Annotated in this window: 15 protein-coding genes and 3 tRNA genes; 8 read left to right on the top strand and 10 right to left on the bottom strand. The window is 47.8% G+C overall.

Annotation, left to right across the window (positions count from 1 at the left end):
• The first annotated feature begins 143 nt into the window (after positions 1 to 143).
• Positions 144 to 953: a CPBP family intramembrane glutamic endopeptidase gene (locus NEPTK9_RS07445; RefSeq protein ID WP_228547083.1), complete on the top strand. Its 810-nt coding sequence runs from the start codon at positions 144 to 146 to the stop codon at positions 951 to 953.
• Between the two features lie 157 nt (positions 954 to 1,110).
• Here NEPTK9_RS07445 and NEPTK9_RS07440 read toward each other — a convergent pair whose 3' ends face one another.
• Positions 1,111 to 1,566, bottom strand: coding sequence for a hypothetical protein (locus NEPTK9_RS07440; RefSeq protein ID WP_194848204.1), 456 nt, complete (start codon positions 1,564 to 1,566; stop codon positions 1,111 to 1,113).
• A 243-nt stretch (positions 1,567 to 1,809) separates the two neighbouring features.
• Between NEPTK9_RS07440 and NEPTK9_RS07435 the strand changes: the two genes are divergently transcribed.
• The 5 genes from NEPTK9_RS07435 (at position 1,810) to NEPTK9_RS07415 (ending at position 6,610) form a co-directional block, all read left to right on the top strand.
• Entirely contained in the window at positions 1,810 to 2,307 is a 498-nt protein-coding gene (locus NEPTK9_RS07435) for a UvrB/UvrC motif-containing protein (protein ID WP_194848203.1), read from the top strand.
• 170 nt (positions 2,308 to 2,477) lie between these two features.
• On the top strand, positions 2,478 to 3,530 hold the full coding sequence (locus tag NEPTK9_RS07430; protein WP_194848202.1) for a protein arginine kinase: 1,053 nt from the start codon (positions 2,478 to 2,480) through the stop codon (positions 3,528 to 3,530).
• Complete coding sequence (locus NEPTK9_RS07425; RefSeq protein WP_194848201.1) at positions 3,527 to 4,828, top strand: bifunctional cytidylyltransferase/SDR family oxidoreductase; 1,302 nt, start codon at positions 3,527 to 3,529, stop codon at positions 4,826 to 4,828. The genes NEPTK9_RS07430 and NEPTK9_RS07425 overlap by 4 nt, the downstream gene beginning before the upstream one ends.
• A 534-nt stretch (positions 4,829 to 5,362) precedes the next feature.
• Positions 5,363 to 6,313 carry a sodium-dependent bicarbonate transport family permease gene (locus NEPTK9_RS07420; RefSeq protein WP_194848200.1) on the top strand — a complete coding sequence of 317 codons (951 nt, stop codon included), beginning with the start codon at positions 5,363 to 5,365 and terminating at the stop codon, positions 6,311 to 6,313.
• The gene (locus NEPTK9_RS07415) at positions 6,314 to 6,610 is read left to right on the top strand and encodes a hypothetical protein (protein WP_194848199.1); all 297 of its coding nucleotides are present in this window, start codon (positions 6,314 to 6,316) and stop codon (positions 6,608 to 6,610) included. It begins immediately after the preceding gene.
• A gap of 209 nt (positions 6,611 to 6,819) precedes the next feature.
• On the opposite strand, the gene NEPTK9_RS07410 is transcribed toward NEPTK9_RS07415, so the two are convergent.
• The 9 genes from NEPTK9_RS07410 to NEPTK9_RS07370 all read right to left on the bottom strand — a co-directional run bounded on the left by NEPTK9_RS07410 (position 6,820) and on the right by NEPTK9_RS07370 (position 10,759).
• Positions 6,820 to 6,892 (bottom strand) — tRNA-Lys (locus tag NEPTK9_RS07410).
• A 3-nt stretch (positions 6,893 to 6,895) separates the two neighbouring features.
• Positions 6,896 to 6,970 (bottom strand) — tRNA-Glu (locus NEPTK9_RS07405).
• Between the two features lie 61 nt (positions 6,971 to 7,031).
• Entirely contained in the window at positions 7,032 to 7,319 is a 288-nt protein-coding gene (locus tag NEPTK9_RS07400) for a type II toxin-antitoxin system YafQ family toxin (protein ID WP_194848198.1), read from the bottom strand.
• Positions 7,306 to 7,566 (bottom strand): hypothetical protein, encoded by a 261-nt coding sequence (locus NEPTK9_RS07395; protein ID WP_194848197.1) that lies wholly within the window; start codon positions 7,564 to 7,566, stop codon positions 7,306 to 7,308. Before NEPTK9_RS07395 ends, NEPTK9_RS07400 begins: the two co-directional genes overlap by 14 nt.
• A gap of 128 nt (positions 7,567 to 7,694) precedes the next feature.
• Positions 7,695 to 8,243, bottom strand: a complete 549-nt coding sequence (gene frr, locus NEPTK9_RS07390; protein WP_228547082.1) for a ribosome recycling factor — start codon at positions 8,241 to 8,243, stop codon at positions 7,695 to 7,697.
• A 2-nt stretch (positions 8,244 to 8,245) separates the two neighbouring features.
• A complete protein-coding gene (gene pyrH / locus NEPTK9_RS07385; RefSeq protein WP_194848196.1) occupies positions 8,246 to 8,956 on the bottom strand; it encodes a UMP kinase in 711 nt (236 codons plus the stop codon).
• The gene (gene tsf, locus NEPTK9_RS07380) at positions 8,957 to 9,802 is read right to left on the bottom strand and encodes a translation elongation factor Ts (RefSeq protein ID WP_194848195.1); all 846 of its coding nucleotides are present in this window, start codon (positions 9,800 to 9,802) and stop codon (positions 8,957 to 8,959) included.
• Positions 9,799 to 10,611 (bottom strand): 30S ribosomal protein S2, encoded by an 813-nt coding sequence (gene rpsB, locus NEPTK9_RS07375; protein ID WP_194848194.1) that lies wholly within the window; start codon positions 10,609 to 10,611, stop codon positions 9,799 to 9,801. The genes tsf and rpsB overlap by 4 nt, the downstream gene beginning before the upstream one ends.
• Positions 10,612 to 10,688: 77 nt before the next feature.
• A tRNA-Gly gene (locus NEPTK9_RS07370) sits at positions 10,689 to 10,759 on the bottom strand.
• A gap of 142 nt (positions 10,760 to 10,901) precedes the next feature.
• On the opposite strand from NEPTK9_RS07370, the gene NEPTK9_RS07365 reads away from it, so the two are divergent.
• Positions 10,902 to 11,771 carry a hypothetical protein gene (locus NEPTK9_RS07365; RefSeq protein WP_194848193.1) on the top strand — a complete coding sequence of 290 codons (870 nt, stop codon included), beginning with the start codon at positions 10,902 to 10,904 and terminating at the stop codon, positions 11,769 to 11,771.
• A gap of 60 nt (positions 11,772 to 11,831) precedes the next feature.
• Entirely contained in the window at positions 11,832 to 14,921 is a 3,090-nt protein-coding gene (locus NEPTK9_RS07360) for a penicillin-binding transpeptidase domain-containing protein (protein ID WP_194848192.1), read from the top strand.
• Positions 14,922 to 15,223 lie beyond the last annotated feature (302 nt).

Here is a 15,223-nt window from a genome sequence, read left to right as displayed (position 1 = left end):
CTGAGTCTGTTGTCTCAGCAAGGGCACCTGTCAACGTGCCTATGGTAGCAGCAACTGCGCTAGCTACAAGCTCCTTCCTTTAGGGAGGAGTAGTTGACCATCCGATCACCTCCCTTGCCTTCATCTCCTTGATCCTTGCTTTCATGAGCCTTTGGATGCATCGGAAGCCGTGGCTTTGGGGCTCTTTTTTAGCTCTCTCTTTTATCTTTGCCCTCTACGGTAAGGTGATCGACCTTAAGATTTTTGTCGCGTTGATTCTCCTTGGGGGTGCCCACCTTGCCTTAACAGGAAAGCTCAAGGGAGTTCCCCGCCTAATCACCATCATCATTGCTATTTTTCTTTCTGTTGTGCTGATGGGGCACTTCTTTCCTGGGTTTTACAACTGGAAAATTGCGGGCGAGCTACAGATCAGTGAAAATGCCTATCCCTACTCTCTTTACCTCAACTACGACAAGCCGTTCATCGGATTTTTTCCCTTGGCCCTTTCGATTCCCCTTTTATCCCGGTTCCATCTCCGTTCCGTCTTTGTAAAAACGGTGGCTCTTACCACTCTTGGGGTAATTGTCTTAGTCATTCTTTCCCTTTACTTCCACCTTGTGGAGATCGACCTGAAGTTCCCCCACATTACGTGGGTGTGGCTGATCGCTAACCTGTTCCTTGTGGTGATTCCTGAAGAGGCTTTTTTCCGGGGATTTCTCCAAAGAGAGTTGAGTGATTATCTGAACGCCAAGTGGGGCGGAGCGCTGAGCGTCGTTGCGGTTTCCCTCTTCTTTGCACTCCTCCACTTCACCTTTGTCCGCGACCTCGGCTTCCTTTCGCTCACCTTCATCGCCTCACTCGTCTACGGAAGCATCTATCAGATGACACGATCGATCGAAAGTAGCATCTTCTGCCACTATCTTTTCAACCTCATCCACTTCTTCTGCTTCACTTACCCAGCACTTAGGGGTTAGGGCGTGTCGTTAATTACACTGCGTTTCCTTAGCTCTCCATGAGGAAAATTTCATCGTTGCCTTCCTTCGAGAGCCCAATTCGGGCTCTCTGCATCAGGCGCCTTGAACTTTTCTCCCCTGAAGAACTCTTTAAACTTGTTTTAATTGACGACACGCTCTAGTACCGTCCGTTGTTGTTTCGATTTGGATAGCTATAGCTACCGCCGTAAGGGCTTTGGGGCTGCTGTGGCTGTTGAGGTTGAGCTTGTTGTTGCTGTTGCTGCCCATTCCCATTTTGCCGCGCGTTTTTCATCACAATTTCAACCGCTTTGTCGGGAGAAAGTTTTGAAGACTGTCCGGAAAGTCCCTGAACAGGTGTGCTTGCGAGGGTCATCGCCTCAATCCGCTGCGACACAGAAAAATGACGACAAAACATCACTTTGTGCATATCGCTTAGCTGGCTTGCGAACTGCTGCTCCTGCTGCGAAAGGTGGGACCCTTCAGAAGGGATCCCTTGCTGCTGTTGAGGTTGCTCCATTTGCTGCCCATATTGGTTCCCATTCGAAGGGTATCCATATTGTTGCGCGCTTAATGCACCTGCTGCGAGTAAGAAGAGTGGTAAGATCTTTTTCATCGGTTAACCTCTGTTTTACCCCGGAGTGCTACTACTGTCAATTGCTTGAATTTTTCTTTTCCTCCAGGTTCAGAGGGGCAAAATGACCCCTACTCTATTGGAGTATGTGGTCATTTTGCCCCTCTGAACCTGAAAAAAAATCGAAAATCCCCTCAATTGATATTAGTAGCACTCCGGGGTTTTATTTTAACCATTACCACAACCCCTTTGATTATAAAAGAGGTTTTTTCTATACGGTATATTATGACCGAAAGACCCCTTGAATGTAGCCAATGTAAAAGAAACGCCGATGTCGTCTATAGCGAGATCGTCGGTGAAATTGTTAACACAACGGCGATGTGTCAGGACTGTCCCATTTTAAAGCAGAAGCTTCAGGGAAAAACGACCTCCGACACCTCCCCCAAAAAAGAGGAGGGGCTCTGTTGCAATGAGTGTAAAACCTCCCTTGAGGCGGTGCTGATGGGAGAGCCCTTGGGATGCAAAGGGTGTTATGCCGCTTTCGAGGATATTTTGACCGACCAGCTTGTTGAGGCGCAGTGCGTTTCCCCTCGCTTAAAACCGAATCCTTCGAGCCCGATACCCACCCTCCACATTGGAAAGTCGCCTAACATCGATGAAACTTCCCAGCACTTAAACCGGATCTGCGATCTGAATGAAGCGCTTAGCCAGGCGCTCAAAGGGGAAAACTATGAAGAGGCGGCATGGCTCCGCGACCAGATCAATACCTTAAGGGGGTGTTGAGAAAGTCGCTTTCTTCAGACTTTGTGCTGATTTTCGAGAAAAAATTGAAAGTTTGCAAATCGACATATGCCTAAGTATAGGAGATTTGCAAACTTCCGGTTTTTCCCGGAAAGAACGCAAAAGATAAAGAAATGGATTTTTTTAACACCCCCCCTAACCACTGAGACACCATGACACCTTTTTTAAAGCTTAAGGAAAATAGCGTTTGGGAAAAAAGTGATACCCCCATCTGGATGGCATCGAGCTTTTTTCTTCAGCGGAACGTGGCCTCTCATCCCTTTCCTCCAAAGATGACCGAGACCGACTCGGAGCAAACCCTGGGGGTTTTGAAGAAAACCCTTTTAAATGCGTCGGCTTTACAACAGCCTACCTTCTTCGAGTTTGAAAAAATAAAGGGAGCGGAAAAGGAGTTTTTACTCGAACACTTTTTGGCAACTTCAACCTCCCAAAACCCCTCCTGTAAAGCAGGCCTTGTCATTGATGAAAGTGGTACCTTCCTCGCCACCATTAACGGGGAGGATCACTTGGTTTTACATGCAATCGAAGCCCACTCGGGATGGAAAGAAGCGTGGAAAAAACTAACTGCGATCGAAGAGGAACTGGCTCAAAACCATACTTTTGCCTACTCCCACAAATTTGGCTACCTCACCTCGGAGCTTTCCAATGCGGGAACGGCATTGACCGTCCAGGCATTTCTTCATCTACCTTGCCTGATCCAGCTCGATCAGATCGATGAGGTCCTCGCCAAAGAGCTCGACGATGAGGTGCAAGCAAGTGGCCTCGCGGGAACCAGTGAGTTTGTTGGCGATATCGTGATCATTCAAAACTGCTTTACATTGGGACTCACCGAAGATCACATCTTAGAGGAGATCCATAAAACCGCGACCAAACTGGTCTCTTATGAAAAAAATCTTCGCACCTGCCTAACTGAAACCCCTGACGCCCTGATCGTCGACAAGATCAGTCGGGCGGTTGGGCTCTTAACCCACTCCTACCAGATCGAAACCAAGGAGGCCCTCGATGCCCTAAGCTTTGTAAAGCTAGGGATTGACCTCGGTTGGATCGAGGGGTTGACCGACCAAGACCTCAATAGAATCTTTTTTGAAGTGCGCCGCGGCCACCTCATGTTGACCGCTGAAGAGGAGATTCCCAAAAAAAAGCTCGCCCAAAAACGGGCAGAATTCTTACAATTAGCCCTAAAAGGCATAACACTAAAACGATGATCAAGGCCATCCTTCTTATGAGTGGAACCGGGGAGCGCTTCGGAAGTGCCATCCCTAAGCAGTTCCTCAACCTTTCTGGAAAGAAAATCTACCTCCACACTCTGGAGGCTTTCCTCCCCTTCACCGAGTTTCAAGAGATTATTCTCGTCTGCCGCAAAGAGCACCTCGAAGAGGTGCGAAAAGAGGTGACCGATCCTCGCGTCCGGGTCATTGAGGGAGGGCATACCCGACAAGACTCCTCCTACCGCGGTCTCATCGCCTGCGGTACTGAGACCACCCACGTCGTCATCCACGATGCGGTCCGTCCCTTCATCTCCCATCAAATCATCCAAGACAATCTTGACGCCTTGAAAAAGCATGACGCGGTCGACACCTGCATCCCCTCTGCCGATACGATCGTCCATGCCAAAAGTTTTGATACGATTACCGATATTCCCCCACGCGCCGAATACCTCCGCGGCCAAACCCCTCAAAGCTTTTCCTACCCCCTTATCCTTGAGGCCCATGAAAAAGCGCCCGATCAAAATGCTTCTGACGATTGTCGCCTTGTCCTCAACCTAAGCCTTCCCGTCCACATCGTTCCCGGCGCAGAAAGCAACATTAAGATCACAGGAGAGCTCGACCTCTTTTTAGCCGAGCAGCTGATGCGACAAAAAAGCTCCTTCCCCGGAAAAGAAGCCATCTCCCTGAAAGGAAAAACCTTCGCCATTACCGGAGGAACTGGAGGGATCGGCTCTGCCCTTGCTACCCTCCTCAAAAAAGAAGGGGCCACACCCCTGATTCTCTCTAAATCCTCTCCCGACTATCCCGTTGATCTCACCAACTTCGAAGCGACCCAAAAGCTTTTCCAGTCGCTTGGTCCCCTTGACGGGCTGATTAACTGTGTCGGCCACCTCTCCATCAAGCCGTTCCATGCCCTCTCCTCCCAAGAAATCGACCATCTCATCGCCACCAACCTCCATACCCTTCTCTACAGCTGCCACGCTGCCCAAATCAAGCCGAGTGGCCACATCATCAACCTCTCTTCCTCCTCTTTTTCCCGTGGGCGGAAATCCTATACCCTCTACTCCTCTGCCAAAGCGGCTATCGTCAACTTTACCCAGGGGCTTGCCGAAGAACGTCCCGATCTTCACATCAATGCCATCGTCCCCCAGCGAACCGCCACCCCGATGCGCACCTCCAACTTCCCCAGTGAAGATCCTTCAACCCTCCTCTCCCCCGAAGAAGTCTCTCAAGAAATTCTTTTGCTTCTAAAGCAAAAAGCAACCGGCTCTCTTTTTGAAGTGCGCAAAAAATAGCTTTTCCTATACAATATTGGCTATTTAGCAAACCAAGGAGTTATTATGGTCTAGTCAATAGGACAAAAGATCCATCCCTATGCCCTTGATTTTACAAAGCAAGTCGTTAAAACAGGATGTGTCATTGCCATTAATCTCCATCTTCTCCCTAAACATCGTAAGCTAGGAATCGTTAGCGCTGTATTGTTTACAGCTATAGAAAAGATGGTGGGAATCATTGCCCGCTATAATATTACTCATGGCTGGGGAAATTTAAATCAATCCGAAGCGCTCAAAATCAATTTCATTCCAATACCCTTTGCGACAATCGGAACAAACAATCTGCTCTCCTAACCCTATCTTCTCTAGCGCTCGCGATTTTAAAGAGTGTGATCGCTAACCTGGGTGTTACTAACAATTATGCAAGCGATGCTCACTTTCTTTATTAGCCCAGAGTAAAAAGGGGGCTGGCATTGCTGCTCGACCTCTTCCCTCGAGCCAGCGCCCTCCCTTTCGAGTATTGTGTTTATTTACATTCGATGGTAAACATGTGCTATGGTTTTTGAAGTGCTCTCATCAGCCCCCATCCTATTTTTTTTACTAGGTGTTATTTCCCGGGTCATTAAATCAGACCTAGAGATCCCCCACCCCCTACCAAAGTTCTTTTCACTCTACGTCCTAGCAGCGATTGGTGTGCAGGGAGGCGTTCACCTCGCACATTCTGATTTAGACTATCATTATGCAACCATTTTCATTGTCGCCATTCTAGGTGCATTTACCATTGCGTGTATTGCATACTACCTCTTCAAAAGGCTGACAACAGATGTGAATGCGGTTGCCCTTGCGGCTTCCTATGGCTCGATTAGTGCTGTCACTTTTATTACAGGCTCCGCGCTCCTCAATCGACTCAATATCTCCTATGGGCCCTATATGATCGCCACGATGGCTCTCATGGAATCTCCTGCGATATTGATGGCGATGTTTTTTCATACGAAAAACAAAAGCACTAACTCTGGCTCGATATTTCAGATCCTAAAACACTCTATCACAAATAATTCGATCGTCGTCCTTTTGGGAAGCTTCTTGATTGGAACACTGCTATCAGAAGAAGGATGGAGCAAAATCTCCATATTCTATGAAGGGCTCTTCCATGGGATGCTCACCCTTTTTCTTCTCGACTTAGGACTGGCTGTTGCAAAAAGATTTGAGGACTTGAAAAAAACGCCCTTTAGCCTCTTTTTCTCAGCATTAGCTCTACAAATTGCGATGGCATTTGTCGCATTTTTCATTGGAAAATTTTTCCATTTTGCCCCTGGAGATACGTTCCTCCTCATGCTTCTTTTCGGTAGCGCTTCATACATTGCCGCTCCAGCAGCCATGCGAACGGCCGTTCCGCAAGCTAGCCCTAGCCTTTACCTCTCCCTTGCAATGGGAATCACCTTCCCCTTTAATATATTGGTAGGAATACCATTTTATCTGTGGATCATTCAACAATATGGAGGATAAGTGAAGTCAATGATTCGGTTAGAAATTATCATCGATGGGTTATCAACAGCTGAGCTCTTAACGCTCATTGAGCCATTTCCCGAAGTGACCTGCACGATTCATCGCGCCACTGCATGCCAATCCCGTGGTAACATCATCACTGGGGACGATCTTTCAGACTCTCTCTCCTCTAACCTCGCTATTCTTTTCTTTCCGGAAGATCTCTACCCCAAACTCCAAAAAGCCCTCGTCAAAAAGCTCACCTCCTACGCTGCTACGGTGTACGAATCCACCTGCACCTCTCCCTCCTGGCTATAACCCCGGAGTGCCTTTTATTTCGCTGCGTAGGCAAATAGAATTGGCGTAGATACAAGCTGAGCCACGAGTCAAGGTGGTTCACCTTGGCGAAGGGGCATCAGCGAAGTAGATGCGTTAACTCTAGAAGCCTTACGTAGCGAAATAAGTAGCACTCCGGGGTATAAAAAAAGCCCTTTCTTAAATTGCTTTAAGAGAGGGCTTTTTAGTGATGAGGCTTGTTGGGCTCGAACCAACGACCCTCTCCTTAAAAGGGAGATGCTCTACCAACTGAGCTAAAGCCTCCAATGACCCCAAGGGGATTCGAACCCCTGTTGCAAGGATGAAAACCTTGTGTCCTAGGCCTGACTAGACGATGGGGCCGATGACATCAGAATAACTTATGTCTCATTATTCTACAACGTGGGCCAATAATAATCAACCCTCAGCGTTGATGAATTGTTTTTTTAAACAAGTCTGAGTGTGTTCCTGTCTCAACAAGAACAACCTCATCCTGAGATTTCCTATAAATAAGCAGCCAATCTGGTTCAATATGGCATTCCCAATGATCCCGAAAATTTCCAGTTAATTTATGGTCGCGACATTTGGCCGGCAACCTTTCAGCATGGGTCAGGAGACTAATAATATGTCTAACTTTTCGAAGATCTTTCCCTCTCTTCTTCATTTTCTTGAGATCTTTGTTAAACTGGTTTGTTGTCTTAGTCTTCTTCATCAAGATTTAGTTTTTTAAAGAGATCATTAACATCAACATACTCATTCAGGTTTTCCCCTCGCCTAGAGTCTTCCATTGCTTGCCACAGTGTTTCTGTTGGCTCTCGATTGAAAGTTTTATCCTCAACACAACCAAGGATATACTCCTTTAGTGTCATTCCCATTAACGCTGCAACAGCTTTTAACTTCCGATGCAAGTCTTCGGGAATATCGAGCGTAATTCGTTTTGTCTCAAAATTTGCTGCCATACTCTTTCCTCAAAAGATATATAACTATATTATACTGAAAAATCATTTTTACTGCGAACCTCATTTATTAACAAAAAAGCGACTTTCACAAGCCGCTTATTAACAGTCAATTAAACAATTTTTAGCTGTCAGACCGCCATGATGTCCTTCTCTTTGGCGGTAAAGAGCTCATCCACTTTCTTGCAGAACTGGTCAGTCAGATCCTGGATCTGCTTCTCATTTTTTTTCTGCTCATCTTCGGTGACCTCCCCGTCGGCCTTCTGCTTTTTGACCTCATCATTCGACTTGCGGCGAACATCGCGGATGGTCACCTTGGTCTTCTCCCCTTTCTCACGGGCCTCTTTGGCGATCTCCTTCCTGCGCTCTTCGGTCATCGGAGGGATCGGAACCCGGACGATGTGGCCATCGACAGCGGGGAGGAGGTTGAGATTGGCCTTTTCGATCCCTTTGGCGATCGAATTGGCGGTGCTGGGATCAAAGGGGGTCACGACAAGCTGATTCCCATCTGCAACGGCAACGGTTGCCACTTCGCGCATCCGCATCTCTGTCCCATAGACTTCAAGGGAAACGTTATCGAGCATCGAGGGGCTCGGCCGACCTGTTCGCATCCCTTTAAGCTCTTCCTGGTAATGGTCGAGCGCTTTTTGCATATTTTGCTTACATTCATTAATCGTCATTTTTAACCTTTGGTAACGAGTGTTCCACCCTTCTTTTCGGTGACCGCTTTAAAGAGGGCCCCCTCTTCGAAGAGGTTGAAGACATGGATCGGGATATCGCTCTCGCGACAAAGCGCAATGGCCGTCCCATCCATAACATGGAGGTTTTTGGTAAGGACGTCGGAATAGGTGAGGTAGTCGCTTTTTACGGCGTTTGGGTTCTTCTTGGGATCGCTATCGTAGATCCCATCCACTTTGGTCGCCTTGAGGAGAACCTCGGCTTCGATTTCGCTGGCACGCATGGCGGCAGTCGTATCGGTGGTGAAGTAAGGGTTCCCAGTCCCTCCAACAAAGATAACGATGTGTCCTTTGTCGAGAGAATGCAGGGCATGGCTCCAATTATAAGGCTCAACGATGCCATCGAAGTTCAGCGCGCTCATCACGCGAGTCTTACACCCTTTGGTGGAAAGGACCTGTCCTAAGATGAGGCCGTTGATGGTGGTAGCGAGCATTCCAACATGGTCAGCGGGTGTCCGGGCAAAGCCAAATTGCTCAGCCATATTGCCCCGAAAGATGTTCCCTCCTCCAATGACGATTCCTATCTCAACACCAAGCTCGTAAATACCACAGATGCTATTTGCGATTTGGTCACAGGCGACATGGTCAATCACCCCGGGCTTTTCCCCCTTAAGGGATTCGCCCGAGAGTTTTAAGAGAACACGTTTGTAGGTCACTTACTCACCTATTTGCCAGCGGACAAACTCGACAACTTCGAGTGTCTTGCCAGCTTTTTTTCCTTCGGCAACAACGTAGTTAGCTACGGTGCTTGAGGAGTCCTTTACAAATTTTTGGTTGAGAAGGCAGACCTGTTCTTTGTAAGCATTGAGCTTTCCTTGAACGATCTTATCCATGATCTCAGGGGGCTTCCCTTGGATCTGGCTCCGAGCAATCTCCTCTTCTTTAGCAAGGACATCCGCAGGGATCTCTTCGGGTTTGAGGTAATCAGGTGCCTCGGCAGCAACATGCATCGCAACATCGCGCGCTAAAGCTTCTTGATCTCCTGCTCCTGCAATACGCACGGCGCAGACGATCTTCCCTCCCATGTGAGAGTAAATCCCTAAAGATTCATCGCCACTTTTCTTAAAGTCGAGAAGCCGCTTGATCTGGATGTTCTCTCCTAGGCTATGAACCGTTTCGGCCCGGTACTCATCAATGGTAAGGGCTGAGTTCTTGCTATACTTTTGCTGTAAAAAGTCTTCAACAGAAGAAGGCTTAGAGACTAAGGCGTCATCACAAATGTTTTTGAGAAACTCTTTAAAGCGGTCGTTTTGAAGAACAAAATCGGTCTCAACGTTAACCTCAACGAGGTAGGCGACTTCACTGTTTTCTGCAACGCCAACAACCCCTTCATTGGTCTCACGCCCTCCCTTTTTGACAGCAGAGGCCATCCCTTTTTTCCGAAGGATGCTGATCGCTTCTTCCATGTCTCCACCTGCCTCGGTCAGAGCATCTTTACATTTGCTCATTCCAACGCCGGTGCGCTTTCTTAGGTCCATGACCATTTGGGCTGAAATTGTCATTTTTTTTCCTCCTCCCCTTCAGCTGATTCTTCTTCTTGGGCTTCGGCAGGTTCTTTTTTTGCTTCAGCTTCTTTTTTCTCGTTTTCTTCCTTCTCAAGAGCGATGTTCAGCTCTCCTTTCTTGTCGATCACAACATCGGAAAGGGCTTGAACAATCAGTTTAATGCTTTTGAGGGCATCATCGTTACACGCTATGACATGGTCGATGGGGTCGGGATCACAGTTAGTGTCGACAAGAGCCATCACAGGGATGCCAAGCTTGTTCGCCTCGGCAACAGCAATGTGTTCCTTGCTTGGATCAACAACAACGAGAAGTCCAGGGGGCTTTCGCATCGCGCGGATTCCTGAAAGGTTTCGATTGAGTTTTTCCTGTTCTTTGGCTAGGAGGCTGAGCTCTTTCTTCGTGAACTTATCTCCTTCTGACGCGATTTGCTTTTCAATCCGTTCGAGGGTCTTGACCGACTGGCGAATGGTTGAAAGGTTGGTGAGCATTCCACCCAGCCATCTCTCACAAACGTAAAATTCGCCACACCTTTCGGCACACTCTTTGATGACATCTTTTGCTTGTTTTTTGGTTCCCACAAAGAGAATGCTTTTATGTTTTTCAACAGTCGAAACGATCGCCTCAATGGCGACACGGATCTGTTGCATCGTCTTTGCGAGGTCGATGATGTAGATCCCACTGCGCTCTTCAAAGATGTAGCGCTTCATCTTGGGGTTCCATCGCTGCTTCTGGTGGCCGAAATGAGCCCCAGCTTCTAGAAGATCCTTAATGGATACAGTTGTTTGGTATGTTTGGTCTTTTGCCAAGCCTTGTCCCTTTTGTTTGACGACGGCATCTTCACCTTCTGTAAAGATTTCGGTCTTGGTTTAAAATTAGGTTATGTAGCGCCTGATCAGAATCGAACTGACACTAATAGCTTGGAAGGCTATTGTTCTACCATTGAACTACAGGCGCACAATCTTTATCCTTTTTACTCTATCTTGCCCTTTTTTTCCAAGAGAAATCCTCATTTAAATTTTTTTCTTTGCGCGATTAGATGTGCAATTTTATTGAGAATCTACTATAATAGAAGAAAACCAAATGGAGAGATCACGTGATGAAAAAAAAATTATTTACCCCCTTAGTGGCTGCTATGATGACCCTTCCCCTTGTAGGTGAAGAGGAAGCGACAAAAACCGAGCCCATCCAAGCAGAAGAAATCGCTGCCCCGGCTCAAAAACTTCTTGATGAAGTCCTGTCTGATTACCGAGCAGGCCATTATAATTCTTTTTTGAAAAAAATGGACAATAACTACACCACTGCGAACAAAAAGTGGGAGTACAACGGCCTTCTCGAAGAGCGAAAAACCCTCTCCTCGATGGTCAACGAATACCAAAGCGAAAAAAGCGATGCCTATAAAAAGGAAGTCGCCACCCTTTACGAAGCGCAAAACCGAGAACTTGTCGCGATCTGCCTGAGTCACCCCAATGAAAAGATCAGCCGCGAAGTGCGCGACATGGTCTTTTTCACCCCCACTCCCCATGAGCAGGAAAGTATCGATTTCATCCACAACCTAGGTCATAAATTCAAAGGAGATGGGAAAACCCCTCTCGAAAATCAATTGATCCGGATCGATATCGAGTTCTGGCTCAAAGGACTTTCTCTAGGAATCGCCCACTCTCAAAATAAGATGAACCACGATGCCTACCAGAAAAAGTATCTCGTCCTCCAGATTGAAAAGGTCAAGCAGATGCAGCAGGCCTGCGAAGAGGGAGACCTTGTTGACGAAAAGACAAAGGACTATGTCAATACAGCAATCGAGGTTCTTCCTAAGGTCCATGCTTCTGCAACGACTCGAAAATACCTAACCGCCCTTGGGAGAGGAAAAATTGCCCCCCAAAACGACTTGGAAAAACAGCTGCAAGTTGTCATGGTTAAGTATCTCGAAAAGGAAGAGACTCTGTCTACCAAGCATTTTGGCAAGTAGCGCAGTTTGACTTTTACTCAATGCATTGAGTAAAATTACTCAATAGATTGAGTAAACTGCATGACACGTGATATTCCCGACAAAGCAAGTCGCGCCCTCCACCTCCTTTTAGTTGCCTTTTTAATGATCGCTCTTCGGGTATGGTATTTGGGAACGATCAAGCATGAAGAGTATGTCGAAAAGGCGCTAAAACCCCAAAGGCGCACTGTAGTGGAAGCGGCTCCCCGAGGAACCATTCGGGATCGTTTTAATCTCCCCCTTGCCATCAATAAAGTCCAATACAATGCCGCGGTTTGTTACGACCGGATCCGTGAAATTCCCCTCGTGAGCTGGGAGCGCGATGCAAAGGGGAAGCGGGTCAAAGTCTATGAGAGGCGGCGCTATATCGAAAACTTAGCCGCCATGCTTGGGAAAGCGTTAGAGATGGACCCGGTTGCCATCGAAGATCTCATCTACAGCAAAGCCTCGATCTTTCCGAACACCCCCTTTGTCATTAAAGAAGACATCTCTGAAGCGCTTTACTACCGCCTCCGCTTCCTTGAAAAGGATTGGACCGGCCTAGCCATGGAGCGGGGAGCAAAGCGGTATTACCCTCAAGGGAAAGTAGCAGCTGATGTTATCGGCTACATGGGAGCGATCAACCAGCGGCAATACCTCACCATCGCCCAAGAGATTAAAGAGCTCTCTCTTTTCCTTGAGCAACGGGAAGAAGGGCTCCCCATCCCTTTGCCTAAGGGATTTTATAGCAGTCACGATGTGGAGATGCGTCTTGCCGAACTCAAGGAAAAGGCTTATACGATCCACGCCCACGTCGGAAAGACAGGGATCGAACGGAAGCTCGACCAATCGCTCCGAGGCACGTATGGAAAACGGGAAGTTGAGCTCGGGGCAAAGGGACGTTTCATCCGGAACCTACCGGGTGGCAAAGAGCCCGAAGCAGGAAGCCGCATCCTCCTCACCCTCTCTTCCGAATTGCAAGCTTACGCCGAAGAACTTTTAATCTTAAACGAGCGGGACCGGGAACGCCATTTCTCCCTTGCTGGGAAGGGACATGACACTATTTGCCCCCCTTGGATTAAGGGCGGGGCAATTGTCGCCATGATCCCCGAAACAGGAGAGATTGTCGCCCTCGCCTCGTACCCCAATTCCAACCCCAACGATTTCATCTTAACCGACAAAAATCGGAAGGAAAAAATCGGAAAGATTTACAAGTGGCTCGAAAGCCCCCATCATATCGGAGCCATTTGGGATGGAGAGTTCCCCCTTGAGCGGGAAACTCCCCTCTATACCGAAAAAGAGTGGCTCACCTGGCCCTTTTACCTCGACCACATCTTGGGTCGGGGAGGGAAAGTCCGCCACTCTCTTGGACAAGCCTTCTCCGTTCAAGAAGCGGTCCACCTCCAACATGTCGCCTTAGCCCTCCACAAACTCCTCGGAAAAAAAAACCTTTCCGAAACGATCCACACCCTCTATTCAAAAGGGGGATGGGACAACCCCCTTGCCGATGAAATCCGCAAAGAGCTCGACCCCTTTTTAAAGCCGATCAAGCTCAACGAAGATAAACTCCTTTTCCTCGATCTTCTCCGCCTTGCCGCCAACGGAGAAAACTTTTCAGCGCAAAGTTTGGAAGAAGCTCAAACAATGAGTCTAAACACCTACCGGAAACTCAACCAAGCTTTTGTCTCGATCAAAGAGGAGATCACCTCCCAAGTCAAAGCGCTCTATCACGAGCGGGTCTTTCCCCTGTGGCGGAAAAAACATTTTCGCGCCTACCTCAAAGAAAAGCGGGAAGAAGAAAAAGAAAAAAAGACCTACCCCCACCCCTACACCGACTACTTAAACGAAGCAGAAAAAACCCTTTTCGGAGAGTTCTGGGACAAACACCAGTGGAAATTTTTCGATGCTTTTATCTATGGAAATATCAGTAAAGATCCTGAACTCCAACCCTTTTTATTTCATCTGGTGCTGAAGAGCAAATTAGATGAACCCCTAAAACTCCTCCGCTCCCACCACGTTTCCCTCGACCTCATGAAAACCTTCCGCTCGTTTAAAGAGCTAAACGTCCCCCTTTGGGGACGCTACTATACGATCCGTAAACAAACCCTCCAAGGGCTTGCAGGAGCTTTTTATCCCAAAAATGGCTTTGGCTATGGAAAGTCCTACGCCTATGGTCAATCAACACCACTTGGTTCGATCTTCAAACTCGTTACCGGTTACGAAGCGCTCAGACAAACCGGAGGAAAAAACCCCTTAGAGGTGATCGATGAAATGAACCCAAAAGTGGTCACCGAAAATGGGATCGTATTAGGGCGCTATCCCGGAGGGAGACTCATCACCCGCTACCACAAAGGTGGATGCCTTCCCCGGAGCCACGCCTCCTTAGGACGGGTTGACTTTCAAACAGCGCTCGAGCGGTCCAGTAACATCTATTTTTCCCTTCTAGCAGGGGAGGTGATCGACCACCCTGCGACCCTCCAAAAGACAACCGAACACTTTGGATTTGGAAAGCTGACCGGAATCGACCTGTATGGAGAAACAAGAGGGTATGTTCCCGACGATCTTCGTGACAACAAAACAGGGCTTTACTCATTTGCGATTGGGCAGCACTCCCTTGTTGTCACCCCCTTGCAAACCGCCGTGATGCTCGCCACCATCGGAAATGGTGGGGAGGTCCTCAAACCCCAAATCATCAAGATGAAAGCCAACCTCCAAGGGGTTATCCCCACAAGTCGCGAAGTCAAACGGACCCTCGAGATGACACCCCGTGTCCGTGGAGAGCTCATGGAAGGGATGCGCCGCGTTGTCATGGGAGAAAAAGGGCCTGTCCAACCCTACCGGATCCGCGCCCTTTACGAACACCCCAAGTGGATCCCCGAGTACAAAAAGCTCCAAAAGGACTTTGTAGGAAAAACCTCAACCGCCGAATTCGTCTACCGCCCCACCCTCGACCGAGAAAGCGAGCCTCTCATCTGCAAAGACATCTGGTTTGGAGCCCTCTCCTTTAAAGAAGATGACGATTACCGCGTTGACATGCCCGAGCTTGCCGTTGTCGTCTATCTTAAGTTTGGCGATTATGGAAAAGAAGCCGCTCCCCTTGCCGCTCAAATCATCAAAAAATGGAGAGAAGTTACCGCTAAACATTATAACTGAGCTATACCCAAACAGCTGCAAAGAGTGTTTTTGGGTATATACTTATTTCATGGTAATCTTTTACCCTGTTTAGATTTTTTGTAGAGTTCTTCCCAGTTATCAGGAAAAAATGCTCCCCGCATATAATTTATCCCACATTCCGCATTCCGCAGGTTAGTAAAGAAAGTTGAGCATTTTTAAAGGGCAACTTTTTTTAGAAAATTTAAAGACATAATAATCGAATTGTCGTACATTGTCAAGTATTTTTTAAGCTTTTTGGAGACTTGTATGATGGAAGAATTTTCGAGCAAAGATATGGACCA

Origin of the sequence: Candidatus Neptunochlamydia vexilliferae, from assembly GCF_015356785.1 — a bacterium.
Classification (GTDB): Bacteria; Chlamydiota; Chlamydiia; order Chlamydiales; family Simkaniaceae; genus Neptunichlamydia; species Neptunichlamydia vexilliferae.
The sequence above is the reverse complement of the archived record's forward strand: the minus strand, read 5'-3'. Positions and strand labels throughout refer to the sequence as shown.